The sequence below is a fragment of the Belliella calami genome (assembly GCF_022549695.1).
GTDB classification, from domain to species: Bacteria; Bacteroidota; Bacteroidia; order Cytophagales; family Cyclobacteriaceae; genus Belliella; species Belliella calami.
Map to the genome: position 1 here is coordinate 69,492 of NZ_JAKZGS010000014.1, position 26,035 is coordinate 95,526.

Annotated in this window: 27 protein-coding genes; 14 read left to right on the top strand and 13 right to left on the bottom strand. The window is 36.8% G+C overall.

The features are described from left to right. The first annotated feature begins 63 nt into the window (after positions 1-63). On the top strand, positions 64-645 hold the full coding sequence (locus MM236_RS15020) for a hypothetical protein (protein ID WP_241275808.1): 582 nt from the start codon (positions 64-66) through the stop codon (positions 643-645). Here the strand turns inward: MM236_RS15020 and MM236_RS15025 are convergent. Genes MM236_RS15025 through MM236_RS15040 form a run of 4 tightly spaced genes read right to left on the bottom strand, consistent with a single transcriptional unit; the run spans position 642 to position 2,958 of the window. Beyond that, positions 642-1,250 carry a hypothetical protein gene (locus tag MM236_RS15025; protein ID WP_241275809.1) on the bottom strand — a complete coding sequence of 203 codons (609 nt, stop codon included), beginning with the start codon at positions 1,248-1,250 and terminating at the stop codon, positions 642-644. The genes MM236_RS15020 and MM236_RS15025 overlap by 4 nt on opposite strands. Before the next feature lie 5 nt (positions 1,251-1,255). Then, positions 1,256-1,828 (bottom strand): hypothetical protein, encoded by a 573-nt coding sequence (locus MM236_RS15030; protein WP_241275810.1) that lies wholly within the window; start codon positions 1,826-1,828, stop codon positions 1,256-1,258. Between the two features lie 45 nt (positions 1,829-1,873). Next, complete coding sequence (locus tag MM236_RS15035) at positions 1,874-2,569, bottom strand: YjjG family noncanonical pyrimidine nucleotidase (RefSeq protein WP_241275811.1); 696 nt, start codon at positions 2,567-2,569, stop codon at positions 1,874-1,876. 5 nt (positions 2,570-2,574) lie between these two features. Further along, positions 2,575-2,958 carry an ArsR/SmtB family transcription factor gene (locus tag MM236_RS15040; protein WP_241275812.1) on the bottom strand — a complete coding sequence of 128 codons (384 nt, stop codon included), beginning with the start codon at positions 2,956-2,958 and terminating at the stop codon, positions 2,575-2,577. Positions 2,959-3,131: 173 nt separating this feature from the next. Here MM236_RS15040 and MM236_RS15045 point away from each other — a divergent pair, with 173 nt between their 5' ends. Continuing rightward, entirely contained in the window at positions 3,132-3,737 is a 606-nt protein-coding gene (locus tag MM236_RS15045; protein WP_241275852.1) for a carboxypeptidase-like regulatory domain-containing protein, read from the top strand. 275 nt (positions 3,738-4,012) lie between these two features. Here the strand turns inward: MM236_RS15045 and MM236_RS15050 are convergent, their stop codons facing one another. The 3 genes from MM236_RS15050 to MM236_RS15060 all read right to left on the bottom strand — a co-directional run bounded on the left by MM236_RS15050 (position 4,013) and on the right by MM236_RS15060 (position 7,563). Further along, positions 4,013-5,419: an aminopeptidase P N-terminal domain-containing protein gene (locus tag MM236_RS15050; protein ID WP_241275813.1), complete on the bottom strand. Its 1,407-nt coding sequence runs from the start codon at positions 5,417-5,419 to the stop codon at positions 4,013-4,015. Positions 5,420-5,500: 81 nt separating this feature from the next. Continuing rightward, complete coding sequence (locus MM236_RS15055) at positions 5,501-7,195, bottom strand: M56 family metallopeptidase (protein ID WP_241275814.1); 1,695 nt, start codon at positions 7,193-7,195, stop codon at positions 5,501-5,503. Continuing rightward, positions 7,192-7,563 carry a BlaI/MecI/CopY family transcriptional regulator gene (locus MM236_RS15060; RefSeq protein ID WP_241275815.1) on the bottom strand — a complete coding sequence of 124 codons (372 nt, stop codon included), beginning with the start codon at positions 7,561-7,563 and terminating at the stop codon, positions 7,192-7,194. The genes MM236_RS15055 and MM236_RS15060 overlap by 4 nt, the downstream gene beginning before the upstream one ends. Before the next feature lie 189 nt (positions 7,564-7,752). Between MM236_RS15060 and pafA the strand changes: the two genes are divergently transcribed. Continuing rightward, positions 7,753-9,378, top strand: a complete 1,626-nt coding sequence (pafA, locus tag MM236_RS15065) for an alkaline phosphatase PafA (RefSeq protein ID WP_241275816.1) — start codon at positions 7,753-7,755, stop codon at positions 9,376-9,378. Between the two features lie 440 nt (positions 9,379-9,818). Here the strand turns inward: pafA and MM236_RS15070 are convergent, their stop codons facing one another. After that, on the bottom strand, positions 9,819-10,982 hold the full coding sequence (locus MM236_RS15070; RefSeq protein ID WP_241275817.1) for a homogentisate 1,2-dioxygenase: 1,164 nt from the start codon (positions 10,980-10,982) through the stop codon (positions 9,819-9,821). A gap of 301 nt (positions 10,983-11,283) precedes the next feature. Here MM236_RS15070 and MM236_RS15075 point away from each other — a divergent pair, with 301 nt between their 5' ends. Together MM236_RS15075 and MM236_RS19805 are read left to right on the top strand one after the other, a co-directional pair. Further along, positions 11,284-11,502 carry a hypothetical protein gene (locus MM236_RS15075; protein ID WP_241275818.1) on the top strand — a complete coding sequence of 73 codons (219 nt, stop codon included), beginning with the start codon at positions 11,284-11,286 and terminating at the stop codon, positions 11,500-11,502. Beyond that, positions 11,502-11,804: a type II toxin-antitoxin system RelE/ParE family toxin gene (locus tag MM236_RS19805; RefSeq protein WP_369415213.1), complete on the top strand. Its 303-nt coding sequence runs from the start codon at positions 11,502-11,504 to the stop codon at positions 11,802-11,804. Before MM236_RS15075 ends, MM236_RS19805 begins: the two co-directional genes overlap by 1 nt. 107 nt (positions 11,805-11,911) lie before the next feature. Here the strand turns inward: MM236_RS19805 and MM236_RS15080 are convergent, their stop codons facing one another. The 4 genes from MM236_RS15080 to MM236_RS15095 form a co-directional block, all read right to left on the bottom strand. After that, on the bottom strand, positions 11,912-12,586 hold the full coding sequence (locus MM236_RS15080; protein ID WP_241275819.1) for a GOLPH3/VPS74 family protein: 675 nt from the start codon (positions 12,584-12,586) through the stop codon (positions 11,912-11,914). A 336-nt stretch (positions 12,587-12,922) separates the two neighbouring features. Then, positions 12,923-13,111, bottom strand: coding sequence for a CsbD family protein (locus MM236_RS15085; RefSeq protein WP_241275820.1), 189 nt, complete (start codon positions 13,109-13,111; stop codon positions 12,923-12,925). A 121-nt stretch (positions 13,112-13,232) separates the two neighbouring features. Then, entirely contained in the window at positions 13,233-14,345 is a 1,113-nt protein-coding gene (locus MM236_RS15090; protein ID WP_241275821.1) for a DUF4221 domain-containing protein, read from the bottom strand. Positions 14,346-14,495: 150 nt separating this feature from the next. Then, the gene (locus tag MM236_RS15095; protein WP_241275822.1) at positions 14,496-14,699 is read right to left on the bottom strand and encodes a hypothetical protein; all 204 of its coding nucleotides are present in this window, start codon (positions 14,697-14,699) and stop codon (positions 14,496-14,498) included. A gap of 291 nt (positions 14,700-14,990) precedes the next feature. Here MM236_RS15095 and recQ point away from each other — a divergent pair, with 291 nt between their 5' ends. Continuing rightward, positions 14,991-17,126, top strand: a complete 2,136-nt coding sequence (gene recQ / locus MM236_RS15100) for a DNA helicase RecQ (RefSeq protein ID WP_241275823.1) — start codon at positions 14,991-14,993, stop codon at positions 17,124-17,126. 293 nt (positions 17,127-17,419) lie between these two features. Further along, positions 17,420-18,277 carry a geranylgeranylglycerol-phosphate geranylgeranyltransferase gene (locus tag MM236_RS15105; protein ID WP_241275824.1) on the top strand — a complete coding sequence of 286 codons (858 nt, stop codon included), beginning with the start codon at positions 17,420-17,422 and terminating at the stop codon, positions 18,275-18,277. A 154-nt stretch (positions 18,278-18,431) separates the two neighbouring features. Here the strand turns inward: MM236_RS15105 and MM236_RS15110 are convergent, their stop codons facing one another. Next, positions 18,432-19,208 carry a prohibitin family protein gene (locus tag MM236_RS15110; RefSeq protein WP_241275825.1) on the bottom strand — a complete coding sequence of 259 codons (777 nt, stop codon included), beginning with the start codon at positions 19,206-19,208 and terminating at the stop codon, positions 18,432-18,434. A gap of 151 nt (positions 19,209-19,359) precedes the next feature. Between MM236_RS15110 and purN the strand changes: the two genes are divergently transcribed. From purN to MM236_RS15145, 7 genes are all read left to right on the top strand, one after another. Next, the gene (gene purN, locus MM236_RS15115; protein ID WP_241275826.1) at positions 19,360-19,917 is read left to right on the top strand and encodes a phosphoribosylglycinamide formyltransferase; all 558 of its coding nucleotides are present in this window, start codon (positions 19,360-19,362) and stop codon (positions 19,915-19,917) included. A gap of 107 nt (positions 19,918-20,024) precedes the next feature. Beyond that, positions 20,025-21,551: a bifunctional phosphoribosylaminoimidazolecarboxamide formyltransferase/IMP cyclohydrolase gene (gene purH / locus MM236_RS15120; protein WP_241275827.1), complete on the top strand. Its 1,527-nt coding sequence runs from the start codon at positions 20,025-20,027 to the stop codon at positions 21,549-21,551. Between the two features lie 226 nt (positions 21,552-21,777). Then, a complete protein-coding gene (locus tag MM236_RS15125) occupies positions 21,778-21,978 on the top strand; it encodes a hypothetical protein (protein WP_241275828.1) in 201 nt (66 codons plus the stop codon). After that, positions 21,968-22,300, top strand: a complete 333-nt coding sequence (locus MM236_RS15130) for a type II toxin-antitoxin system RelE/ParE family toxin (RefSeq protein ID WP_241275829.1) — start codon at positions 21,968-21,970, stop codon at positions 22,298-22,300. The genes MM236_RS15125 and MM236_RS15130 overlap by 11 nt, the downstream gene beginning before the upstream one ends. A 125-nt stretch (positions 22,301-22,425) precedes the next feature. Next, positions 22,426-23,922 (top strand): cysteine--tRNA ligase, encoded by a 1,497-nt coding sequence (gene cysS / locus MM236_RS15135; RefSeq protein WP_241275830.1) that lies wholly within the window; start codon positions 22,426-22,428, stop codon positions 23,920-23,922. Further along, the gene (locus tag MM236_RS15140; RefSeq protein WP_241275831.1) at positions 23,912-24,892 is read left to right on the top strand and encodes a M28 family peptidase; all 981 of its coding nucleotides are present in this window, start codon (positions 23,912-23,914) and stop codon (positions 24,890-24,892) included. Before cysS ends, MM236_RS15140 begins: the two co-directional genes overlap by 11 nt. 19 nt (positions 24,893-24,911) lie before the next feature. After that, the gene (locus tag MM236_RS15145; RefSeq protein WP_241275832.1) at positions 24,912-25,940 is read left to right on the top strand and encodes a LacI family DNA-binding transcriptional regulator; all 1,029 of its coding nucleotides are present in this window, start codon (positions 24,912-24,914) and stop codon (positions 25,938-25,940) included. The last annotated feature ends 95 nt before the right edge of the window (positions 25,941-26,035 follow it).

Sequence of the window (26,035 nt, forward strand, 5' to 3'; positions counted from 1 at the left end):
TGCCTTTTTTATCCTGTTCTTTTATCAATACTAAAATGTTCAAAGGTAAAAACAAGTCTCTAGTTGTTAAAATCAAATTGCATTAAACAGGGATTAGTTCAATATAAAAGGAGGATTAAGAAATATTTATTTATTTTTGCTTTCATGTACTTCACGAGAATCTTTTTTACAGCATCAGTTCTAATTTTAACTTTTCCTTTTTCAGGTATTAGTCAAAATGAAACCAAAAGAGAAGCGATATATCTAGAAGGTTTGGGATCTGGAATTTTTTATTCCTTCAACTATGATTGGAGATTCAAAGATCAGGCAAAGGGTTTGGGAGCGAAGGCTGGTCTGGGCTACACAGCAATAGACGGCTTTAACATTGCAACTATTCCTATTGCTGTTAATTGCCTGATAGGTAAAAAGAGAAACTTTTTAGAATTAGGACTTGGGGCTACAGTGGTTTTACTGTCTAGCACCAATTCTACATCAGCAATTTCAGATCCAAGAGTTTCAGGAACTGGTCTTATGTTTAATGGGATTGTTGGTTATAGGAGAGTTTCTAAATCAGGATTTCTTTTGCGAGCAGGCTTAACACCATTTTTTACTTCTGACCCGGCTGAGCTTATTGCTCCTCAAGTTTCAATTGGATACGCTTTTTAGAGGAAAATACCAGCTTTTGGACCAATGAAGATACCTCTTGTGTTAAGATTTTTGTCAAAGAAGGCACCTCCTTCTAAACCGAGGTGAATCTTATTTGCGAAAATTTTTCTAATTGAATAAATCATTGGAAAATGGATTCCTGTTTCTATAACTCTGTTCCAAGAAATCGAAGTGTAAAGATCTCTTTCTTCATCAAAGTTTCCTGCTATGTAGTTTTCATTAGTTTCAATATATCCTCCGACACCTACACCGATGCTTGCCTCAATTTGGTGAGGAAATTGGATTATCCTTTGAATGGAAAAGTACAAATGATCTGACTTGACTCTACCAGAAGTAATAAAATCGCCTACAGATAATGGAGTGTTTGCTAAAGAGGCTCTTTCATAATTAAAGACGGAATGGTTGATTGTGGTTCCCATTTGCCAATTGTCATTGATTTGGTAAATCAATCCAAAATTCATGTTGAAACCTGCTCTAGGTAATTCAAATTTTATTTGGTTTGGGACACGATAGCTACCAAATCCAAGATTTAAATCGAGTTTTTGGGCAGACACTTGAATGAGTCCAATTATGATTATTGAAATTGTTAAAAATAAACTTTTCATAACTATTAAAACCTAAAACTTAATTCTGGACCTAAATGAAATCCTCCAAAGACGTAAAATGGAGTGAAGAAAGCTCCTGATTTGATTCCAAATATTACATTTTCATATATTTCCTTACTTAAATTGACTTCAATTGGCATTGTGAAATCTCTTCTATAATCCTTTTCTCCTGATATATAATTCTTTTCTCCTTCCCAATGCTCCAGATAATAACCTATTCCCGTCCCTACATGGATTTGCCAATCATTTTGAAGGGAGAATTTTCTCAGAAAAATAAAAGAAACAGCGTTGAAACTGACTCTTGAACTTTCTCTTCCAACTCGTTGACCATTGATTCTTTCTTCTGCTTTAGCTGGAGAAAAGCGAAAGTTTCCATGGAAATAATTGGAAGAAAGAGTGAGTTTTTCATTGAAATGATAATTGAACTTTAATCCAGCATTTACACCGATTTTCCCATCTACATAATACCAGAAATCAATCGGCGTGAAAATACCTCCGTGAATTCCTATTTCGTAATGTTGTCCGAAAACTGAAAATGAAGAGACGAAAAAGAAGAAGATTAAAATTTGTTTTTTCATAGTTTATCCAAAAGTTCAACAAAACTAATGGTTACTTTGATATAATCACAGCAACCCCTCCAATTCCTTCAAATGTTTGATCGTATGTGTCGGTTTCAACTCAATTCCTTTATTATGTGGGTCGAAATAGACTTGATCGATTTTTGCATTAATGGCACCAAGGATATCGGAATTAGGGTTGTCACCAATCATGATCGCTCCTTCATTGTTTATTCCAAGATTGTCCAAAGCATATTGGAAAATCCTCGCATCAGGCTTTTTGTGTCCCGTCGTTTCCGAAGTAATGATCAAGTCAAAGTAAGGAGTTAGTCCTGACGCGTTTAGTTTTTTTGCTTGACTTTCATTGAACCCATTGGTGATGATATGCATGGGGTATTTTGGCTTGAGATATTCCAAAATCTCCAAAGTGTAGGGGAGTAGATGGTTTTTGGTGGATGTTCTATGCATAAAGTCGGGCTCAAGAAGTTCAGGGACACTTAGCGGATCAACTCCAGCATTTTCGAATACCAATTTGAAGCGAATTGTTCGGAGACTATCTCTATCGATTTGCCCGATATTGTACATTTCCCAAAGCTTGAAATTGACATTGTAGAATGCGTCTATTAATTTTTGGGGGTCAATGAACCCTAGTCCACTTAGCTTGTGGACTTCATACAATTCGGTAAGGGATTCTTGCACATTCCGATCATAGTCCCAAAGTGTGTGGTCGAGATCGAAGAATAAATGTTGGTATTTTTTCACAATATTTATTTACGGTAGGGATTGTTTTGGATTTTGTTGATCGCCAATTCCCTGTTGGAGTGAAGGATTTCAAAGACTTCCTGATCTTTGATCAGGTTGATGTCTTTTTGTATAAACTTAAAAATCTGGTTAATGATTTCAATTGCTTCTTCCAAAATATAATAAAAAGTCCATTGATCGACTCGACGACTACCGACCAAGCCTGCATTTTTGAGATAAATGAGGTGTCTGCTGGTTTTTGTTTGGGTAAAATCTAAAATATGTTCTAAATCAGAAATCGAGAGCTCTTTGTTTTGGATCAAAAGATGGATTATTCTTACTCGAGGCTCTTCTGAGAGGGCTTTGAAGATGCGCATTCCATAGCTCAAACTAATGTTTTTCAGTCTCATTAATAACTTTTAACGAAGAAATCGGGTTAAATATTGAGTAAATGACCCGAAAATAGCCTATAATTATATCGTGGTTTAAACATAGGCTTTTCTAAGCCGTATTAAAAAGATAAATTCAAAAAAAATTGAAGCATAAAATCCAATATTTAACCGTTTTTGTATTTTTCTTTGTTTTGGCACTTGGATTTCAAAATTTACAAGCGCAAGATCAAAAGGAAAGAAAAGTAATCCAACTTTCGGGCATTATCCTCAATGCCGATAGTACAGATGCTGTGCCAGGTGTCAATATTTATGTGCCAAAAAAAGGTAGAGGTACCAGTTCAGGCAGGTTTGGATATTTTTCAATGCCTGTATTGGAGGGAGATTCAGTTGTTTTCACTTTCGTAGGTCTAAAAAGACAGTCCTTTACTATACCAGTTGAAATGGTTGATGATAAAATCAGTCTGATCGTAACCATGCAAGAGGATGAAATCGCCTTGGCAGAGATCGAAGTAATGCCATATCCAAGTGAGGAAGAGTTTAAGAATGCTGTTTTGGCGATGAATTACGAAGCACCAATGTCTGTAGATACACGCGGGAACATGAGTCCAGAGACACTTTTGCGCTGGGCGGAGAATATGCCTGCCTCAGGAAACGAGAATTTCCGAGGTTTCCAACAAGGTCAAATCATGCAAATCCAAGATCGCTATGGCCCAAGGCCTTTCAGGTTACTAGATCCATTCGCATGGTCACAATTCATCCAATCTATCAAGAGGGGTGATTTGAAAAAGAAAGACTGAGGAAAGGATGAAGGAGGAATTTAAAGGATGAAGGATGAAAAAAATCGCACGCAGATTACGCGGATTACGCAGATTTTGTTGATGAATGATTTTGAATTAATGCCAGTTTGATACCTGTCTGTAGAACAATGCTCAAGTTTGGAGTGAAAAAAAAACCGCTGAAATTTAAAGATTCAGCGGTTTTTTAGTTGTATTTCTGTTCTCGTTTCAGTCAACTTACTCTTCAGAAGCCATCGTAAAGAATAATCTGCGAAATCTGAGGAATCAGCGTGAGATTACTTCTCCAAACTTAACTTTTGCAAAATTCCTTCTTCTTTCATGGTTTTCTCAATATCGGCAATAGTTCTGGGGACAAATTGGCTGAGATTTTCATACCCATTTTCGGTAATCAAAATATTATCTTCTATACGAACACCAATGCCCCACCACTTTGGATCACAATCTGCTCCGTTTGGAATATATATTCCTGGCTCAATAGTAAAGACCATTCCTGGTTCAAAAGCCCCATATCCACCGCGATCATGCACGTCAAGTCCCAAATGATGACCAATTCCATGTGGAAAATAGGGGTGACCTTCGCCTGATTTGATGATGCCCAAATCGGCTAAACCTTTGTCAATGATTTTTTTGGAAATAGCTCCGATTTCTTGAAAGCTAGAACCTGGTTTGCTCGCTTTGGTACTTTCTTCCAGTGCATTCAATACAATTTCATATATGGCTTTTTCTTCCTCAGAGAATTTACCTTTTACTGGAACTGTCCGTGTAATATCTCCAGAATAACCTCTGTATTCTGCACCAATATCCATCAACATCACACCTTCTTGCAAGTCTCTCACGCTGTTGTACACATAGTGTAGAATCGTACTGTTGTTGCCTGCTCCGGCGATAGAACCATATCCCACATATTCAGCGCCCATAGCTTTGTGGACAAATTCATGAACACCCTGAATAGCTCTTTCAGATACGCCTGGCTTGATGGATTTAAATGATTCTATATGGCCATGACCAGAGATTTCTACTGCTTTTTTGATAATTGCCACTTCTTCAGGTGTCTTGATCGCTCGCATCTGATTCATGATCTGATTGAGGATCTGATCAGAAGGTCTTGCGGGGCTTTTATTTACAGCTTTGAAAGCTTCAAGCATGCTTTTGAGTTCAGAATTGTGTCGGCCACCTTCCATTTCTGGTAGATTGAAAGACAAAGTTTGGGAAAATGCAGAAAAGTCTATACTTGGATTTTTCAGGAAATCAGAATTCAAAAAGACGGTATTGAATCCCAGCTTTTCTTTGACACCCTCTATTCCTAATCTCTCGCCTTCCCACTGTTCTGTTCTGGGATCTCTTTTTTGGACAAAAATAATTTCTTTGACTTCCTGCCCATCGATTTGTTGGGGAGTTTTGAATACGATCAAAGCCGAATTGGGTTCTCTAAAACCTGTGAGGTAATAAAAGTCTGAATTTGGCCTATATTCAAAATCTGTATCGTTTGATCTGTTTTTGACAGGATTGTTGAAAAACACCGCAACCGCATTCTCAGGCAGCTTTTCTCTTAATAAATCCCTTCTTCCCTGATGAAAATCAGGACTCAATCCATCATCAAACCAAGACTGTGCAAAGCTTGGTGAAATGATATTAAAACAGAGAAATAGAATGAATGATAGTTTGAGAAGTTTTCTTTTCATTTGTTTATAGTCGCTAAAATGAAAAGGAAATATACGCTTCATTTCTGAAAATCATGAAACCATTGATCAAAATTTGGATTCTTAGTCTCTGAAAATGTTTATACTTTTCCATTCTCCATTTCTTGTCAAAGAGGCAGGAATAAATACTCCTTTGTGATAGTGAGGGCCTTCCTTGTATACTTTTTGCTCGTGAGTTAAGATTCCATCCAAGATGATTTCTTGTAAATTTTCGCCAGTGTTTTTTTTCCTATTCAAGTCTTTCATGAAATACATAACATCAAGTTGGTCATTGTTCTGATACTCTGCGATGATGTGTTGGAGGGCTTTTTTGACTTTTATATGCTTGGTTTCATAATAGTCGTGCGTGGTGAATTTCAAAATGTATGCAACATCTTGATTGCTATTGAGCTTATTCTCTACAACTTGATAAAGCGCAAAATCTTCTTTTGAATAATCTTCCAAACTCACTTCAACCAACTCATCGTCTATTTCAATTTTGATATCACTTCCTTTTTTCCAATTTTCCCATACATCCTCCCTGATTGTCTTTTTGGCAGGTGGTTTTGAAAACTTGAAAGTGACTTTGATTTTATCCGAGTTCTCTTGAAGTTCCTTCAATTTCGGAAAAGTTGATTCTTCAAGAAAAGGAAATTCACTTACTTTTTCCTTATCCTCTTCACTCAATGAGTTGTAAGTATCCCTCAAGCTTACAATGTCAAGATTTTTCAAAACCAAACTATATCGATCATCTTTCTCAAGCGCGTTTGAAATCACTTCTTCATACTTTTCGATCGATTGAGAAAAAGTTGCAATCGGGTTGACTTGAAAACCCTGTACAGATGAGCTAAATGCCGCTAAGGCCAAAAAACTACATGCAATAGCATATCCTTTGAGCAAAATAGATTTAGAGTTATGGGTTTTTTCAGCCATCATCTGCAATCTTTTCTTAGTGATGGAGTAATTCACGGAACTGCTTAAGGCAAATGACTCGGACTTTTGGGTAATCTTAGAAATCAAGAGCAATTGATAATCAGTTCTGCTTTCGAAAGCTTCATTTACAGCTTGGTCTGCAAGGTATTCGTGGTTGAGTTGAATGACGTTTTTATAAAACCATACGACTGGGTTAAACCATAAGAAGATTTTCAGGATCTCTACAAATAAAATATCCAAGCTGTGCTTTTGTCTTATATGAGTCAATTCATGCTCAAGTATTTCTTTTTCAAGTTGATTGTTTTGATAGATTTCTTTGTTGATGAAAAAATAATTGAGAAAAATGAAAGGCAAAGTGTCTTCATCAAGCAATACAAATTTGAAATTACCTTGATTCTCTTGTTGGTAGGATCTTATTAATTTCGAAAATCCCAAAATCTTGGTGATAAAAACAAAAGTAAAAAAAGTGATCCCAGTTAAGTATAAGACAAAAATTAGAGTGGATTTTTTGAAAGGAAGTGGGTTTTTGCTCTCAGATTTTTCAATAAAATTTAAATCAGATTCTACAGGAAGTACAGTATTGCTTGGATCAGAAGCCTTTTCTGTCATATTCGGCAAACTTTCCTTTTCATCAAATTCTAATATCCTTTCAAATTGATGACTTACATTTTGGAATTGCGGAAAAAAATCAGGTAGGACTATCAATGGAGCTACCAATGAAAGCATCAAACTCAGCAACAAATAAAACCTGTTGAACTTGAACGTGTTGATTTTCGACAAAAAGACTTTGTAGATTATTAACAAAACAGTCATTAATAAAGCTACCTTGATAAAGTAGAGTATCATGATTTCTTAGATTTTAATTGATCATCGATGATGGATTTCAGTGATTCCAATTGTTTTTCGGACAAATCGGTTTCTTTTGTAAAAAAAGAAGCAAACTGGGAAGGCGAGTCATTGAAGAATGTCTTGATCAGAAGGTTAACTTTTCCAGAGAAATAATCGCTTTTTGAAATCAGCGGATAGTACTCACGGGAGTTTCCATAAACCTGAAAAGAGATTGCTTTTTTATCACTCAACCTTTTGAGTAGTGTTGCCACAGTGGTACTAGCAGGTTTCGGATCACTATGGGCTTCTAGGATATCTTTCATAAAAGCCTTTTTCTTTTCCCAGATGATATTCATTAAATGTTCTTCTGCGTTGGAGAGATTCATGTTCTGTTTTTGTAGAGGTTGTTCTACAAATATAGAATAGATTTTTTCAAAACAAAACTTTAGGTTGAAAAAAAATGCTTGAACTTAGAAACTTACCATAAATAAAATAGGGAGGTGGATTTAACAAAATGGTTACTTTGGCTTCAATTGGAATCCTTATATTTGCACAGAATTAAAAATAAAAAAAAAATGAAGAAAATATTCATATTACCTCTTTTTGCATTGCTGATCAGTTTTTCATCTCTTGCACAGGAAAAATCCAAACCCAAACTAGTGGTTGGGATTGTGGTTGATCAGATGAGGCAGGAATATTTCTATAAATTTCAAGACAGGTATACTGAAGGGGGATTCAAGAGATTGATGAATGAGGGTTTTATGATGAAAAATGCCCATTACAATTATATTCCTACATACACAGGACCTGGACATGCGTCTGTTTACACAGGGACCACACCAGCTACTCATGGCGTAATTGCAAATAATTGGTATGTAAGAAGTCTTGGGAGAAGTATTTATTGTGCAGAGGACAGCACTGTCACTGCCATTGGCGGCTCAGAGGGCAACGGACAGATTTCTCCGAGAAATATGCTTTCCACGACAATTTCTGATGAATTGAGATTTTCGACAAATAAGCGCTCCAAAGTAGTTGGCATAGCAATAAAGGATAGAGGAGCTTCACTTCCTGCGGGACATTTGGGTGATGCTTATTGGTTTGATAGCAAAACTGGCAATTTTATGACTTCAACATATTATTATAATGAATTGCCTGCTTGGGTGAAGTCATTCAATGATAAAAAATTGGCCGAAAAGTATCTTTCTGGGAAATGGGAGACTTTGTTTCCGATAGAGACATACAAGCAAAGTATCGCTGATGACAATGAATTTGAAGGGCCATTTATCGGTAAGGAAAATACAGCCTTTCCTTATGATTTGAAATCATTGATGGAGGATAATGGAGAATATGGTTTGATTTCTACTACACCTTATGGCAATTCACTAACATTGGATTTGGCTTATGCTGCATTGGAGGGAGAGAAATTAGGAAAAAATGGAGAAACAGACTTACTGGCAATGAGCTTTTCTTCTCCGGATTATATTGGACATAGATTTGGGCCTTCCTCGGTTGAGCTAGAGGATAATTATCTAAGGTTGGATAGGGAGTTGGAAAAGTTTTTCGAGTACTTGGACAAAGAATATGGAAAAGGTGAGTACTTGGTTTTTTTGACAGCAGATCATGCTGTGGCAGACATTGTTGATTATATGAAAAGTGAAAATGTTCCAACTGGAAATTTCAACAATAGGTTTGTATTGACACAAATGAGAGGATTCACTTCAGAGAAATTCGGTGAAGGAAACTGGATCTCTAATTTCTCAAATGAGCAGGTTTTTATCAATCATGACTTGGCTAAGGAAAAAGGAGTAGATGTTGAAGAAATCCAAAGAGCCTTGGCTGATTTTCTTTTAGGGTTTGAAGGCATCAAGGAAGTTTATACCGCCACTGATATGAAGAAACTGGAATATACCCAAGGTAAGAAGTCACTTCTTCAGATGGGCTTCAACCACAAAGCTTCAGGGGATTTGTTGCTGATCTTGGAGCCAGCTTGGCTAAGCAGTTCGTACAAAGGTACTACCCATGGGACTGGCTATACTTATGACACCCATGTTCCAGTAGTTTTTATGGGTTGGAATATCAAGCCAGGAAGCAGTTCAAGATATGCCACAGTCACAGATATTGCTCCGACCTTATCAATGATGCTTGGGATTCGCCTTCCCAATGGCGCTACAGGTCAGCCTATTTTGGAGATTTTGGAATAAGAAAGTTAGTTATTGGTTGATTGAGTTAATTGGGGAATAAGGGAGAGAAGAAAAGGGAGATTTGAGACAAGAGATTTTAGATTTGAGACACATATGTCAACCCCGAATGGGGTTAAACTTTAAATACTTGTCCGCCGTGGCGGAACCCTGGGTTGCAATCCGCGGAATAAAGTCGATGATTGAAGTGGTTTTAACAACCCTGAAGGGGTTGAACTTTAAATAACCCCGGGTCGCAACCCGGGGAATAAAGATGATCCAGGAGACAACAACCCCGAAGTGCCTGTCCCGATAATTTCGGGAGGTTGAACTCCTCTAATTAAATCAAAAAAGTGTTAACTATTTTCAATATTTACCAAATAAAAAAACCTTTGAAAGAGCAGAAGCTCTTTCAAAGGTTTTTTACTTTTTATATAACTCTACTTTATAATCCATTCCAATAATTACTCCGTCCAACTCATAGGGTAATTCGGATCAACAAATTCCAAGCCTTGTGTAGTGACATACATTGAGTTGAATGTATCCAGCATCACAGCGAGTTCTTCAGTGGCTTTTGCTCCAATCGATTTTTCAACTGTCCCAGGGTGTGGTCCATGTGGTAAACCACCCATGTGCAAAGTAAATGAACCTCTGTCGATTCCTTTTCTACTCATAAATTCACCTTCTGCATAATACAAGATCTCGTCGGAATCAATATTACTATGGTTGTATGGTGCAGGGATTGACAACGGATGGTAATCAAATAATCTTGGAACAAATGAACAAATCACAAATCCCCAAGCTTGAAAAGTCTGATGCACCGGTGGCGGCTGATGGATTCGACCAGTAATCGGTTCGAAGTCGTGGATCGAAAGCGCATAAGGGTATAGATAGCCATCCCAACCAACAATGTCCAATGGACTATGGCCGTAAGTGTATGGATGGAGCATCCCTTGCTTTTTTATTTGGACTAGGTATTCGCCTTTTTCACTTTCTGTGTACATTTCATGAGGAGGACGAATATCCCTTTCACAATATGGAGAATGTTCTAAAAGCTGCCCTACTTCATTTCTATATCTTTTGACTGTCTCGATCGGACCTTTGGATTCTATGACCAAAAGCCTGAGTGGACCTTCTTCATTAAATTCAAATCTATAAATAGTAGTTCTCGGAATCACAATGTAGTCACCTTGCCTTACTTCCAGTTTCCCAAATTGGGAATACATCACACCTTCTCCATCGTGGATGTAAAGCAACTCATCTCCATCAGCATTTTTGAAAAAGTAATCCATCTTTCTTTGTTCTGGAGAACAAATGCCCATCATCACATCATTGTTCATCATCAGCATTTTTCGCGCACTGAGGTAATCTTTCCCTGTTGTGCCTACTCCAGCTGTCTTGAGATGTGTTTGTTTCAGCCCATGTTCTTTGGCGATTTCCCAGTCAAAAGGGGTGGGTTTGCCGATTTTTTGAACATTGTTGGGATTATGGATATGATATAAGTTAGAATATATACCAGAAAACCCTTTTGAGCTCACCAATTCTTCTTTATAAAGACTACCATCAGGTTGCCTGAATTGGGTATGTCTCTTCGGAGGGGTATTTCCAAGTCTGTGATAATATGCCATTTACTTTTGGGTTTATATTTATATTCAAATTTAAGGAATTATGTTGACCTGCTGTCAAGGATAGGAGGAAATTTCAATCGCATCAGGTTTTTCGTGGGAGATTGTAAGGACTTGAGCATAGGGAAAAGTATGGTTGAAAAATTTCATAAATGTTTAAAAAAAGCAGAACTATAAGGTTTGGTAGTTTATGAGTTACGAAAATCTTCAATTCATCAGGTGTTTTTTGTCATTTGCGGTTTAGTTGTTGAGAATTAAGCAAATCATATTAGAAAATATTAACTTTGTAAAAAAAGATCAAGTTATGGATATCCAAACTGAAAAATATGCTCTTATAGAATACATTACAAAAATCACTGATGTTAAGCTGATTAAAAAGCTAAAGGATTTTGTAAAAGCAAGTGAAAAAGATTTTTGGAATGAACTTACGGATGCTCAAAGAAAAGAAATTCTTCAGGGGATGGATGAGTTGGATAGGGGTGAAAAAATTGATTACGAACAATTTATGTCGAAGTATAGGTAATGAAGAGGAAAGTTGTTTTTTCATCAAGGGCGAAGACAAGACTTTCTGATTTGCTTGATTACCTCGAATTCAAATGGTCAAGTAAAGTAAAACAAGATTTTATCAATAAGTTAGATCATAGTGTAAACCGAATTGTTGATTTCCCGAATAGTTGTCCAGAGTCTAAGGAAATTAAAGGTCTTTTCAAATGTGTTGTTACAAAACAAACAAGTATTTATTATCGCATAAATGAAGATGAAATAGAAATAATTATGCTGTTTGATAATCGGGAAAATCCTAATAAAATCCATAGGATTCAGTAGTTATACTAGAATTTTTTTAACCGACTTCTATGGGAAAAAAGTAATCCCCTCTACAAATTTTATTGAGTGGAGGGGATTGACTTGTCATTTCTTCTCAAGCTTCTTATTTACCTTGCACTGGCTGATGTCGCAGCGCTAATGGCAATGATCGTTAGGATTGCGGCTTGAATCTCTTTGATTGCTAGCTCGACGGTGTCTTTGATGGGGTTTTCTCTGACGATTTCCTGAATTCGTTTTTTGATAGCCCTCTTGTTTTGGCTGTCTGATGTCAATAATTTGTGCATTTGACTTGCATCTATCAGTCCCAACAAAGCTACTTGTTCAGTGTTTTGGGAATCCGGACTCCTGATAAATTCCTTCAAAGAGATATGTAACTCATTTCTAAGTTGTTTGTCCAAAACAAAAACTCTTTTATATGGGATAATTCCCAAAAATGCTTTTTCATGTGTTCTCACCACTCTTTTTGATTCCATATCTTTCAATATTGACCATCTGAATTTGCCGCTTTTTCTACCCAACTTCTGAACCCAATATTTTAGTGTTCTAGGTTTCTTTGACTCTTGGATCAAATTTATCACTCCGAGTAATACAGGACTGTCAATTTTATCAATATCATTTAAATAGACATTGCCATCAACTAACTTGAGGTGCTCTTTGATGGAAAGCTCCAACAAGATAGCACCTGTCAAACTGTAGTTTAGGTGTAAATCAGGTGAAATAAATTTTCCATTCTGAGGATGAATGGCCAACAAAAGCAGTTTTTCTGAAAGGGATAATTCCATATGGTGAGTTTTGATTGATTAAAAGTACATTGTCTTTACTTAAAAAGTGGAAAAAAAGTTTGGTTTCAGGTCAATATGTTTATCCGCAATGATACCATCAGGTGAATTTACCAATAAAATCATACGGAAAATTTTTATTTACGCCACATCGCACAAGGGTTATTGGTTGATTAGTTATCAGTGCATCAATTGATTTAGAATATATCATTTTAGTTTGGCTACTGGTAAGAAAGCGGATTTACATATTAGACAACCATATGGTTACAAAAAAAGCGGCTTTGAGCCGCTTTTAGGTATTATTCAAAATCAATTGGTTTTTAGCAATTGAAATATTAATTAATCTTCAAAAAGGTATTTGCTCAATTTTTCTTTGGCAGCACCTGTTTTTTTCTGGAGTTTGCCCAGAAGTTGATCTTCTTGACCTTCAGCATAAGCTAAATCATCATCTGTCAGCTCTCCATACTTCTCTTTCAACTTACCCTTCATTTCGTTCCAGTTTCCTTTCAATTTCATTTTAGTAGACATAACAATAATTGGTTTTAGTTTAAAATGTATTATGTGGGTAATAGTGCAAGTACTGTTCCGAAATATTGGTTATAGTAAAATAATTGTGGTTAAAGTATGAATTTTATTAGTGGATTAACTTTTAATTTAGATTTAGTAAATAGTATTCCAAGAGATCTTCATTGGTTTGGTTTTTTGATTTAACAAAAATACTGTTGCCAATCGGTATATAATACATGGTAATGTTGGGATTTAACAACGAGATGTTTATTTCCTCTAATTTCGTTAGATTATCATTAAAAACCTCTAAATAAATTTGACCTTGGCCCTCAATTATGTTGTCTCTTACAAATCTGAAAAAGATATTTTTCTCTAATTTCATCAAGGGACCAAATAAGATGTCATCTTGCCAATCACCTGATCTTTTGGTGTATTCTATAAAAGTCGTGTTTGTGAAGTTTTGGTTCGGTTTTTCTTTTTCAGATTTGAAAAAATCAGATTTTGGGGAAATGTTTTTAGTCTGCTGTTCTTTCAAACTGTAAACTTGGAGTTGGTTTGAAAATGGGTATGAGATCAATAACCTATCTTCATCTAAAAGAATGTTTGGGGTATATGGGTTTTCGATGTTATAATTGTTTTCATTAAAAAAAAGAACATGATCGTGTAGAATTTTGGGAATCTGAATATTAAGAAGTTGTAATTTGTTTTCAGAGAGATTCAACATTACAGGTTGTATTTTTCTTGAAGTTAGATCTTTGAGGAAAAAATATAGAAAGTTATTTTTTGTATCCAAAAGATCAAAGTTTTTGTTCTGTAGATTCACATTACAGATTGCAACCATCCCTTCAAAAAAGTCAGGTTTTATGTTATTGAGTTTGATTTTATTTACCAATCCATCTTTTTTCGTATAAACAGTATGGTGATCTATGAATAGAAAGTCTCCTTTGTTGCGAGTGAAATAGTTGATTGATTCTACTCCATTCGGACCTTCTGTTGGAATATTGCTTCCTGAAATAGAATGTCCTCCATTTGGATTTACAAAAATGGTATCTATAGATCTTGTGAAGGTATTCAAGACCAGAAATGATTTATCATCCAATTTAGAACTTGTAAAATTCCAAAGTGAAGAAAGTCCAGCATTTGAAAGGTCAATTTGTTTGGCTTCACTTATTGATATGTTTAGAATATCTTTTGTTGGATGTTCTTTAGAGCATGCGAAAAATAATAGGGAAATAAGGTAAAACTTTTGTTTCATATTTTTAATATTGGTTCATTAAGACTTTTTGTAATAAAATATCAATCAATGTTTTTCTTTAAAATCAAATGAAACCTGACAGGTTTCTTGACAAGAATATTTTCAAAATACATTCCCTATTGTTAGATCCTGTCAGGTTAGGATATAATATTATCCTTTATCAACTTCGTAAATATGATCATTGTCACAAACATCGATTATTGTAATATGACTTCCACTGCTACAGTTTTCATCCATATCCATAACCATATTTTGAATGTCTTGACCACCACAAGCATAATAAGTTCCTGAACAAGGAAAGGCTAGTGTGCTAGTACCAATTAAAATTGCAAATAATAATGAAGCTTTTCTCATTTTGTAAATAAATTGTGCCCCAAGAAAAACTTGGAGCAGGTTAGAAATAGGTAAATGAAAAACTATTTACTCGGCCGATGAATAAATTTTCAAACTAAATATACCCCCCCTCAATTATATTTGCAAGTTTAGTTTCAGGTTCTTTGAAAGACCCGGAGTAAGTGTCTGATTTTCAATGGAAAAAAAATAAGCTTATATAAAAAGATGCCTTATGTTGTTTTTATTTATTTCCCTTCCCCAAAAGCGCAAAATTTAATACCTTTAAATTTTCATTTTTATCTATCGTAATTTATGGATCAAGCTGTATTAGTAAAAAAGCCAGAGGAAATTTTAAAGAAGTTTTTTGGGTATTCGGAATTCAGAGGAGATCAGAAACAGATTATCCAATCCATTCTTACAAAAAAAGATACAATAGTACTGATGCCCACAGGTGGCGGGAAATCTGTATGTTACCAAGTTCCAGCGATGGTTTTTGGGGGATTGACCTTGGTGATTTCCCCTTTGATTTCTTTGATGAAAGATCAAGTGGATGCCTTAAATGCCAATGGGATTTCTGCTGCATTTTTGAATTCTTCCCAAAGCCAAAGTGAGCAGCGTTTTATATCTTCCCAAATCCAATCTGGAAAAATCAAACTTTTGTACATCGCTCCTGAGCGTCTGTATAGGGGTGACTACCCTTTGATAGATTTTTTGAAAACAGTGAATTTATCTCTTGTGGCAATAGATGAAGCACATTGTGTCTCTCAATGGGGACATGATTTTCGACCTGAGTATTTGAAAATTGGGGAATTGAGGAAATTATTTCCACAAATACCATTTATCGCATTGACGGCCACTGCGGATAAGTTGACCAGAAAGGATATTGCTGATAAGTTGGGGTTAAAAACGCCACAGTGGTTTATTTCCTCTTTTGACAGAAGTAATATTACTTATCGGGTTACAGCCAAGCGAGACGCTATGGGCAAATTGCTAGAGTTTCTTGATTTTCATAAGAAAGACTCAGGTGTGATCTATTGCCTATCCAGAAAGAATGTGGAGGAGACGGCTTCAGAGCTTCAAGTAAGAGGGATGTCTGCATTACCCTATCATGCGGGTTTGCCTAGGGAAGAGCGTGAGAAAAACCAAGAGCTTTTCATCAAAGATGAAGTCAAAATCATGGTGGCCACGATAGCGTTTGGGATGGGGATAGATAAGTCGAATGTCAGATTTGTCGTTCACATGAATATGCCCCAAAATATTGAAGGGTATTATCAGGAGACTGGAAGGGCAGGAAGGGATGGACTTCCGAGCGATGCGTTGTTGTTTTATTCTGGTCAAGATGCGATTACACTTGGTAGAATGCTAGATCAAGGCGAAAATCAAGAGTTTACCCACGTGATGCAGGATAAGTTGGAGAAGATGAAATCATTTTGTCAGACGAAGGTCTGCAGGAGGAAGTTTTTACTGAATTACTTTGGGGAGAACCATGCCGGGGATTGTGGCAATTGTGATATTTGCTTCCAAAAGGGAAATCGGCAAGATATGACTATACCTTCGCAGATGTTGCTTTCGACAGTTGCCAGATTGGGGGAGAATTTTGGGATAGGCTATGTCATTCTTGTGCTTAGAGGGTCAAAATCTGCCAAAGTCCAAGAAGCACATCAGAGTTTGAGTGTTTATGGAATTGGAAAAGATAGACCGGAGTCATTTTGGAAGGATCTAGGCGACAAGTTGCTTCAAGAAGATTACTTAGCAGAGGCAGGTGCTCAATTCCCCACTTTGAAACTCACGGAATTTGCTTGGCAAAAGCTAAAAGCTAAAGAAAAGATCTTGCTCCCAATGGAAGAATCTTTATCAGAAGTATCAAGTAAACCAAGTACACATCACGAAGAGCTGTTGGATGAATTGAAAGCTCTAAGGTATTCCATTGCCCAAAAAAGCGGGGTTCCTCCTTATGTAGTTTTTGCTGATAATTCATTGCTGGAGATGGCTACCTATCTGCCAGTTGATGAGGCTTCATTTTTGACGATTTCGGGCGTAGGGCAAGTGAAAGCACAAAGTTATGGTGATGACTTTCTCAAAGTTGTAGGAGAATATGTCAAAAAAAATAACCTCACTCCCCATAGAAAAGTACAAACCCAAAGAGCAAAGCCAGTTCGGAGTTCCCAGTCAGAAGCGTTGACTTTAAAGTTGTTCAATGAAGGTAAAAATATATATCAGATAGCTGAAGAAAGGGGTATGACTTTCAATACTGTAGAGGAGCATTTGGTAAATATGGTCAAAAAGAAAGAAGTGGATGCTGAGAAATTTTTGTCTAAAGATGATATTTTGAATATTAGATTGGCGTATAGAAGGCAGGGGACACATTTTCTCAAGCCATTGAAGGAGCAGTTTGGAGAAAGGTATTCATATTTTCAGTTGAAGGTAGCTTTGGCAGAAGAAAGGTAAGACAGTAGCCTTCTCGCAAAGCAAATAAAGGAGCAAAGGTTCGCAAAAGTTGTTTTGTCAGGAGTCTTGGTGCAAAATGCTTATAAAATTGTGGGGTTTTAAGATATGGATCTAATGGATTCATATTTCCTGACTGACTCTAATCTTGTCTCCAAGATATTCATCGGGGAAGGTTTTGCTTTTTATGCATTTGTTTTCTTCAAAATCTACCTTCTTAAATCTAACATCAAAAATCATGTCCACCCTTCCAATACCAGATTCTTGTCGTACTTTTACAGTTCAATATTTAATAGATGGCTAAGTCCTTTTCTTTTTGGAGTTTATTTAAGATCAGCAGGCCTGTGAATTTGGTGATTGTAGCATTTGCCCAATTGATGACAGCATATTTTTTGGTGGAGACTGATCGGCTTGGAGTCCCTGTGCTTCAGGATATAGATTTGTATTTGTTGATTCTGGCCACTGTGATTTTGACAGCTGCAGGATATATGATCAATGATTATTATGATGTAAAGATTGACTATATCAATAAGCCTGAGGAAGTAATCATAGGCAAGGGTATGAGAAGGAGGGTGGCAATTTTCTTTCATTCAATACTCAATTTCACAGGCATAGCAATCGCTTGGATAGTAAGTCCAAGGGTAGGGGTGATATTCTTTATAGCTGCTTTTTTGCTTTGGCTGTATAGCAATTTGTTGAAAAGGTTGCCTTTTGTGGGGAATTTTGTAGTGGCTTTACTTACCGGAACAGCGATTTGGCTCATAGGTTACTATTATCAGAAGTCCGAGTTGCTTGTGTTGACCTATGCTATTTTTGCCTTTTTTATCAATTTGATTCGAGAGATTATCAAAGATGTTGAAGATAGGCAGGGAGATAGAAAGCATGGTTGCAGAACCTTGCCGATTGTAATTGGTTTTAGGAATACAAAACGAGTGATTTTCGTTATCGCAATTGCTTTTGTTTGTGCAATACTTATTGTCACTTTCAAAATCAATAATGTGTTACTATTCTATTACTTTGGAGGTTTGAGCTTTCTCTTTTTTTTATTTATGTATAAAATATACATAGCAGACAGAAAAGCTCATTTCACTCAATTAAGCATTTTGTCAAAGCTACTGATGCTGACGGGGATACTTAGTATGGGTTTGCTATAGAAGATTGATGATGCTGATTTGTTGAGAGTTGTTTCTAAACCATCTATTTGCTTTTTCCAAAAAATAAATCCTAAATGTCTGAAAAGACCAAAAGAAAAGCAGGTTTTTGCATAGATTCATCTGCAAAGACCTGCTTTTTCAACATGTTAATAATTTAATCCTTCTGATTATTAATCAGGTAAGGAGTCTTGCCATCAGTGATGATTATTTTGGTGTTTGGAGAATTTGCTAATTCCCTGAAAGCTTCGATACTTCTTAGTTCTATGATCTCACGGACTAAGCCTTCTGCTAAGATTTTCTGTGCATCTCTTGTACCTTCTGCTTCGATTCGTCTTCTTTCAGCTTCTTTTCTTTCTCTGTCTAGCACATACTCCATTTGCTGCGCTTCCTGTTCTGCTTGCAGTTTCCTTTCAATTGCCCGGCTTAGTTCAGCTGGCAATTTGATGCTCTTCATGAGAACTCTTTCAATGATAAAACCTCTTTCGAGTAATGATTCGTGCATTCTATCTTGAATTTGATTTTCGATTTGTCCACGCATTCCAGAGTGCATGTCCTTAGCCATGTATTGAGCTGTGACATCGGCCGCTGCTGATCTGAAAACATTCATGATCAAGACTCTTTCATAGTTTTCGCCCACATCTTCTAGAATGAAAGGAACTTTGTCTTTTGCTATATTGTAGAGAATTGATATCTCTGATTCGATGGTCAATCCTTCTTTACTTGGGAGGTTTAATTTGACTTCTTGATTTACGGTACGAATTGGGACTTTTATGACAGTTGTAGTAAAAGGGTTGAAACTTACCAGTCCAGCATCGGAAATATTACTGCTAAGTTTGCCGAATTTTCTTTTAACACCTACTTCACCTTGCTTGACAACTGTGCAAGACGCAATCAGTCCAGCAATGATAGAAAACAAAAGGAATTTTTTCATAATCGATTAATTTAGGATTCAAATTCCTTAACGTACCATTAACTACCAAAGGTTGTGTCTTTTTCACTTGCATTCCTTAATTCTTGAAAAGAAGATTGATTTCATTTCTATTTCTTTATTTTTGTTTTTTTAAAATTTAAAAACCCAAACAGTGAAAAAAATCGCAATTCTAGCATCAGGAAGTGGATCCAACGCAGAGAAAATAATCGAGTATTTTCAGAATTCAGAAAAAGCGCAGATTGTACTTGTAGCTTCAAACAAAAAAGACGCGTATGTACTTGAACGAGCCAAAAAATTCAGTGTCCCAACTTTTATTTTTAACAGGTCAGATTTGGAAGATGGATTGCTTACGAAAATGTTGTCAAGCTTAGAGGTTGATTTTGTGGTGTTGGCCGGTTTCTTACTAAAAATCCCACAGGGGTTGATCAAGGCATTTCCTGAGAGAATTGTAAACATTCATCCAGCATTGCTTCCAAAATATGGTGGTAAAGGGATGTATGGCATGCATGTACATCAAGCAGTAAAAGATGCTTCTGATTCAGAAACTGGTATTACGATTCATTTGGTAAATGAAAACTATGATGAAGGAAAAGTGATATTTCAGGCTGGTGTTGAGGTTTTGGAGACTGATACACCAGAAGATATAGCGAATAAAGTACATGCTCTGGAACATAAATACTTTCCAAATGTCATAGAAAGCCTGCTTTAATCCCTTGGTTTTCCTACCTTTGCAACTTGAAAAAAATTCCAATCACTACATATGCTCACAAATGCAAATTGACTTGAAAGTCTAGACGCATTTTTAGCTAATTCATTATGGCAAACAAAAAAATCCAATCCGCTCTAATTTCAGTCTTTTACAAAGACAATCTTGAACCTATCATCGCACAGCTCAAAGCTCAAGGAGTGAAAATCTACTCTACAGGAGGCACGCAGAAGTTTATTGAAGAACAAGGTGCTGAAGTAATACCTGTTGAAGAACTGACTGGGTATCCTTCCATATTCGGAGGTAGGGTAAAAACGTTGCACCCTAAAGTTTTTGGTGGAATTCTTCATAGAAGAGATCACGATGGGGATATTTCCCAAGCATCAGAATTCGACATTCCTGCGATTGACTTGGTAATCGTGGATCTTTATCCATTTGAAGAGACGGTAGCTTCAGGAGCGGAGGAAAGTGATATTATTGAGAAAATAGATATTGGAGGGATTTCTTTGATCCGTGCTGCTGCCAAGAATTTCAAGGATGTAACGATCATTGCTTCTAAGGCACAATATGGTGAGTTGGAAGAAAGATTGAAAGCACAAGATGGTGCGACTACTTTGGAAGATAGAAGATATTTTGCGGCACAGGCTTTCCAAGTTTCGTCAAACTATGATACGCATATTTTCAATTACTTCAACAGAACAGAAGCTATTCCTGCTCTGAAAGTATCCGAAACCAAAGCAAAAGCATTGAGATATGGAGAAAATCCACATCAAGCAGCACATTTTTATGGGGATTTGGAGGAGTTATTCGATCAGTTGAATGGAAAGGAATTGTCTTACAATAACCTTGTGGATGTGGATGCAGCGGTAGCTTTGATCGCTGAGTTCAAAGAAGAGACGGCTTTTGCGATTTTGAAGCATACCAATGCTTGCGGAGTGGCACTTGCTGATTCTGTGAAAGAGGCGTATCAAAAGGCATTTGCAGCTGATACTACTTCTGCATTTGGAGGAGTATTGATTACTAATGAAAATGTTGATTTGGCAGCAGCAGAGGAAATGCATAGCCTTTTCTTCGAAGTCCTGATTGCTCCTTCATTTGATGAGGATGCTTTGGCTTTGTTGAAAGGAAAGAAAAACAGAATCTTATTAAAGCAAAAAATCCAGATAAAAGGCACAAAACAAATCAAAACTTTGCTCAATGGTATAATTGAGCAAGATAAAGATTTGCAAACTGAAACAAAGGCGGATTTTAAGGTTGTTACAAAAGTGTCGCCTTCAGAGGAAGAGCAAGATGCATTGGTGTTCGCTGCAAAAATATGTAAGCATACCAAGTCAAACACGATTATCCTGAGCAACAGCAATCAATTATTTGCATCAGGTGTTGGTCAGACTTCTCGTGTAGATGCTTTGAGACAAGCGATTGAAAAAGCCAAATCCTTCGGGTTCGAACTGAAAGGTGCGGTAATGGCTTCAGATGCATTTTTCCCATTCCCTGACTGCGTAGAGATAGCCTCAAAAGAAGGGATTTCAGCAGTAGTTCAGCCGGGTGGATCTATTAAAGATCAGGATTCTGTGGATTTCTGTGATGCACACGGCATGAGTATGGTGATGACAGGTGTGAGGCATTTCAAGCATTGATTGAGCTAAAAAAATAAATGTAATTGAATCAAAAAGGTCTGGACAAATTAATGTTCAGGCCTTTTGTTTTAATAAGTAATTCATTTTTCTTTTTTCAAGAAATTTTGAGTGGAAAATAGACAACTTTGAAATTGACCTTTTATTAGTGTATTTTTGTTTATAAGTGTATCGGGTTGATCATGCTTTCACAGAATGTGGTCAATTGTAAATTTGTTTTTAAATAATTATGAAACAGTTGACTTTAAATATTTCGGAAAATAAGTACAAGACTTTTCTTGAGTTTATCAGGACACTTGATTATGTAAAGGTTGAAGAGATCGATGAAGAAGCTCTGGATGAACTAAAAGTTAGCCTCTCCGAAGTGAAGCTTATCAGAGAAGGTAAGTTGCCAAAGCAAAAAGCTAAAGATTTTTTAAATGAGCTATGATATAATAATTACACCTGTATTCAAGCGACTTTTTAAAAAATTAGCCAAGAAATACCCATCGCTAAAAAACGAACTTGATATACTTATTGATAAACTTTCAGAAGAACCAAGTTTAGGGGTTCATTTAGGTCAAAATCTACATAAAATAAGGGTGTCTATTTCTTCTAAAAACAAAGGGAAATCCGGAGGAGCTAGAGTGATTTCGTTGATCTTAAGAAAAGAAGAGGAAGTTTATTTAGTCTACATCTATGACAAAAGTGAATTAGACAACCTTTCAAAAGATGAAATAAGTAGTATACTTCGAGAATTAGGATTAAAATAAAGTTAAAGTTGATCCGAAATTAGCTTAGTTACTTCTTAACATAAATTCTATATCCTAATTTGCAGGCTTATTCAATAACTTGATTTATTTGGTCTGATTTTAGGATCGTAAGCAAGATGATAATTATGAAACAAAATTCCCAACTTAAAATATATAATACCCTTTCTAGGACAAAGGAGATTTTTGAACCATTAAGTCCACCCTTTGTAGGGATGTATGTATGTGGACCTACTGTCTATGGTGATGCCCATTTAGGACACGGAAGACCCGCAATCACTTTTGATACTGTCAACAGATACTTGACTCATCTGGGGATGAAAGTACGGTATGTCAGGAATATTACTGATGTAGGTCACTTGCAAGGTGATGCTGACGAAGGTGAAGATAAAATCGCAAAAAAAGCAAAACTCGAACAGCTGGAGCCAATGGAAGTGGCTCAGCAATATACAGACTCATATCATAGAGATATGTTGGCTTTGAATACTATCAAACCCAGCATAGAACCTAGAGCCACCGGACATATCCCCGAGCAGATCGCATTAGTTCAGGCAATCATGCACGAAGGACTTGCCTATGAAGTCAATGGTTCTGTGTATTTTGATGTTTTGAAATACAACGAAACGCAGAAGTATGGAAAATTGTCAGGCAGGGTATTGGAGGAGTTGATTTCGGGAAGTAGAGATCTTGATGGACAGTCTGAAAAAAGAAATGCGGTAGATTTTGCCTTGTGGAAGAATGCTGCTCCAGAACATTTGATGAAATGGGAGTCTCCTTGGGGAGTGGGATTTCCAGGTTGGCATTTGGAATGTACAGCGATGAGTTCCAAGTACCTTGGAAAGCAATTCGATATTCACGGCGGAGGAATGGATTTGATGTTCCCACATCATGAATGTGAGATTGCACAAGGAAATGCTTGCAACCATCAAGACCCAGCCAAATATTGGATGCACAACAATATGATCACGATCAATGGCCAGAAAATGGGCAAGTCTTTGGGAAACTTTATTACCCTTCAAGAGTTGTTTACAGGTGAGCATGATCTGTTGGAACAGGCCTATAGCCCAATGACGATCCGTTATTTTATCTTGACGGCACATTATAGGTCAACTTTGGATTTTTCCAATGATGCATTAAGAGCGGCTCAAAAAGGCTGCAAAAAGATCATCAATGGATTGAGAATTGCAAAAGGTTTGGTTTTTGAAGTGAACCAAAATGAAGAAGTTGATCAAAAACAAGCAGAGCAGGTAGAGCAGATTATCACGAATGCATATAGGGCTATGGATGATGATTTCAATACTGCACAGGCAATTGGACATTTGTTCAATCTTCTCAAGAAAATCAACTCCATTTACACAGGGCAATTGAATGCTTCGCATTTGGGAAAGGAAGTTTTTGAGAAAATGATCAATACATTTGTTGTCTTTGTCGAAGATATATTGGGGCTTAAAGAAGAAAAGCCAGATCATCAAGAAGGCTTGCTAAACGTGTTGCTAAAAATTTATGCTGATGCAAAATTGGCAAAGAATTACAGTAAAGTTGACGAGATAAGAGGAGCATTGAAGGAAATGGGGATTATTGTCAAAGACATGAAAGATAAAATAGACTGGGCTTATGAAGAGTAGAATATTGTTTGTCCTATTGCTGGTCGTAAGTATTTGGGCATGTGACTCGAAGACATCTTCGAAACAAGAAACTGAACAAACTGTCTATAAAGATGTTCCTGAATTCAATGCAGACTCAGCGTTTTATTATATTCAAAGGCAGGTTGATTTTGGGCCTAGAGTCCCAATGACTTCTAGCCATGAGCAGACAAAAGAATGGATCGTTTCAAAGTTTCGAGAGTTTGGTTTGGAAGTTCAGACACAAGAATTCCAAGCAAGAACTTATGATGGCCTTATATGGGATTTGACAAATATCATAGCCTCGTATAACCCAACTGCTCAAAAGAGAATCATGATTTCGGCACATTGGGATACAAGAAGGATAGCTGATAAAGATACTCAGAGAATAGACGAACCAATAGACGGAGCGAATGACGGTGGGTCAGGTGTTGGAGTAGCATTAGAGTTGGCTAGAATTTTATCTACTTCTGAATTGAAAGCCGATGTAGGAGTGGATTTTATTCTATTTGACGGGGAAGATGATGGTGAGCCTGAGCATGCGAATAGAAGGGATAATTCTCAAATTTGGTGGTGTCTAGGGTCACAATATTGGTCTAAATCTCCACATCAAAGTGGTTATAAAGCCTACTACGGTATTTTGCTTGATATGGTAGGAGGTAAAGGGGCTAGATTTTACAGAGAAGGTCATTCTATGTACTTTGCAAGAAACATAGTCAACAAGGTATGGAATTATGGAATAGAATTGGGATATTCGGACTACTTCATCCTCAAAGATGCAGGAGAGATCACTGACGACCATTACTTTGTCAATAAAAATGCTGGGATACCGATGATTGATATTATTGAGTTCTCTCCTGAAATAGGTTTTGGGAGGTACCATCATACCCATGATGACAATATGGAATTGATAGATAGAAGGACTCTAAAAGCAGTAGGTCATACAGTGCTGTTCACTATATTTCAAGAGTAATTTAACTAAACTACAGTCAATGAAAAGAGGCCATCAGGTAACCATGAAGGAGATTGCCAAGAAGCTCAATGTTTCTGTCTCCACAGTTTCCAGGGCATTGAAAGACTCCCCAGAGCTGCATCCAGATACAAAAAAACGTATTGTGGAAATGGCTAAAAGTATGAACTATCAGCCAAATTTACTAGCTCAAAGTCTAAGGATAAGTAGAAGTAAAGTGCTTGGCGTCATTGTCCCGGAGTTGACTTCACACTTCTTTTCAAGTAATATCTCAGGGATACAGGATACTGCCTACAAAAGGGGGTACAACGTGATGATTTGTCAGTCAAATGAATCTTATGTCCAAGAAATATCTAACATCAGGGTACTAGTAGCAAGTCAGGTTGATGGTTTATTGATTTCGCTTAGTAGAGAAACAAAAAGTTACCAACACTTGCAGGATCTTTATGACAGAGAAATTCCATTCATCATGTTTGACCGTGTGACTGAAGAAATTCCCGTTTCAAGGGTTACAGTGGATGATGAGCATGGAGCCTATCAAGTCACGCATCATTTATTGGAACAAGGATGCAGAAAGATCGCCTTCATTTCGGGGCCACAAGACCTTTATATTAGTAAGAAACGTAAAGGTGGATACTTGAAAGCTTTGGCTGAATATGGAATTTCGGAAGCGGAAAGTCGTGTCTACATCTCTGATCTTAATCAGGAATCCAATAGGCAGATTGCGTATAAGATATTGGAAGAAGAAAATAGGGCAGATGCGATATTTGCAATGATAGACCCTGTAGCTGTAGATGTCATGCTTGTCTTGAAAGAAAAAGGCATCAGAATACCAGAAGAAATCGCTTTGGCAGGATTTACAAACAATCCGACCTCCTCAGTAGTAGAGCCATCTTTGACCACAGTGTCGCAGCCTGGATATGAAATGGGACAGATTGCTGCCAACCATCTTTTGGATCAATTGGATGAAATCGTGTCTGATGAACCAAAGTCCTTTGTGCTTGGGACTACCTTGATCGCTAGAAACTCAACATTAAAAATTAAAATATGAGTAACCACAAGGTAGCAATTCATATTGTCTGTTTGCCTTATTTTGTGCGAATTCTCTTCCATAGACCACAGCTAACAGTCCACAGAATGAACTAG

Bases quoted from the DNA above. Each gene is read 5' to 3' on its own strand.
- MM236_RS15025 (WP_241275809.1), bottom strand. From the start codon at position 1,250: ATGAAAAGTTTATTTTTAACAATTTCAATAATCATAATTGGACTCATT.
- MM236_RS15030 (WP_241275810.1), bottom strand. From the start codon at position 1,828: ATGAAAAAACAAATTTTAATCTTCTTCTTTTTCGTCTCTTCATTTTCA.
- MM236_RS15040 (WP_241275812.1), bottom strand. From the start codon at position 2,958: ATGAGACTGAAAAACATTAGTTTGAGCTATGGAATGCGCATCTTCAAA.
- MM236_RS15050 (WP_241275813.1), bottom strand. From the start codon at position 5,419: ATGAAAAGAAAACTTCTCAAACTATCATTCATTCTATTTCTCTGTTTT.
- MM236_RS15055 (WP_241275814.1), bottom strand. From the start codon at position 7,195: ATGATACTCTACTTTATCAAGGTAGCTTTATTAATGACTGTTTTGTTA.
- MM236_RS15060 (WP_241275815.1), bottom strand. From the start codon at position 7,563: ATGAATCTCTCCAACGCAGAAGAACATTTAATGAATATCATCTGGGAA.
- pafA (WP_241275816.1), top strand. From the start codon at position 7,753: ATGAAGAAAATATTCATATTACCTCTTTTTGCATTGCTGATCAGTTTT.
- MM236_RS15070 (WP_241275817.1), bottom strand. From the start codon at position 10,982: ATGGCATATTATCACAGACTTGGAAATACCCCTCCGAAGAGACATACC.
- MM236_RS15075 (WP_241275818.1), top strand. From the start codon at position 11,284: ATGGATATCCAAACTGAAAAATATGCTCTTATAGAATACATTACAAAA.
- MM236_RS19805 (WP_369415213.1), top strand. From the start codon at position 11,502: ATGAAGAGGAAAGTTGTTTTTTCATCAAGGGCGAAGACAAGACTTTCT.
- MM236_RS15080 (WP_241275819.1), bottom strand. From the start codon at position 12,586: ATGGAATTATCCCTTTCAGAAAAACTGCTTTTGTTGGCCATTCATCCT.
- MM236_RS15085 (WP_241275820.1), bottom strand. From the start codon at position 13,111: ATGTCTACTAAAATGAAATTGAAAGGAAACTGGAACGAAATGAAGGGT.
- MM236_RS15090 (WP_241275821.1), bottom strand. From the start codon at position 14,345: ATGAAACAAAAGTTTTACCTTATTTCCCTATTATTTTTCGCATGCTCT.
- MM236_RS15095 (WP_241275822.1), bottom strand. From the start codon at position 14,699: ATGAGAAAAGCTTCATTATTATTTGCAATTTTAATTGGTACTAGCACA.
- recQ (WP_241275823.1), top strand. From the start codon at position 14,991: ATGGATCAAGCTGTATTAGTAAAAAAGCCAGAGGAAATTTTAAAGAAG.
- MM236_RS15105 (WP_241275824.1), top strand. From the start codon at position 17,420: ATGGCTAAGTCCTTTTCTTTTTGGAGTTTATTTAAGATCAGCAGGCCT.
- MM236_RS15110 (WP_241275825.1), bottom strand. From the start codon at position 19,208: ATGAAAAAATTCCTTTTGTTTTCTATCATTGCTGGACTGATTGCGTCT.
- purH (WP_241275827.1), top strand. From the start codon at position 20,025: ATGGCAAACAAAAAAATCCAATCCGCTCTAATTTCAGTCTTTTACAAA.
- MM236_RS15125 (WP_241275828.1), top strand. From the start codon at position 21,778: ATGAAACAGTTGACTTTAAATATTTCGGAAAATAAGTACAAGACTTTT.
- MM236_RS15130 (WP_241275829.1), top strand. From the start codon at position 21,968: ATGAGCTATGATATAATAATTACACCTGTATTCAAGCGACTTTTTAAA.
- cysS (WP_241275830.1), top strand. From the start codon at position 22,426: ATGAAACAAAATTCCCAACTTAAAATATATAATACCCTTTCTAGGACA.
- MM236_RS15140 (WP_241275831.1), top strand. From the start codon at position 23,912: ATGAAGAGTAGAATATTGTTTGTCCTATTGCTGGTCGTAAGTATTTGG.
- MM236_RS15145 (WP_241275832.1), top strand. From the start codon at position 24,912: ATGAAAAGAGGCCATCAGGTAACCATGAAGGAGATTGCCAAGAAGCTC.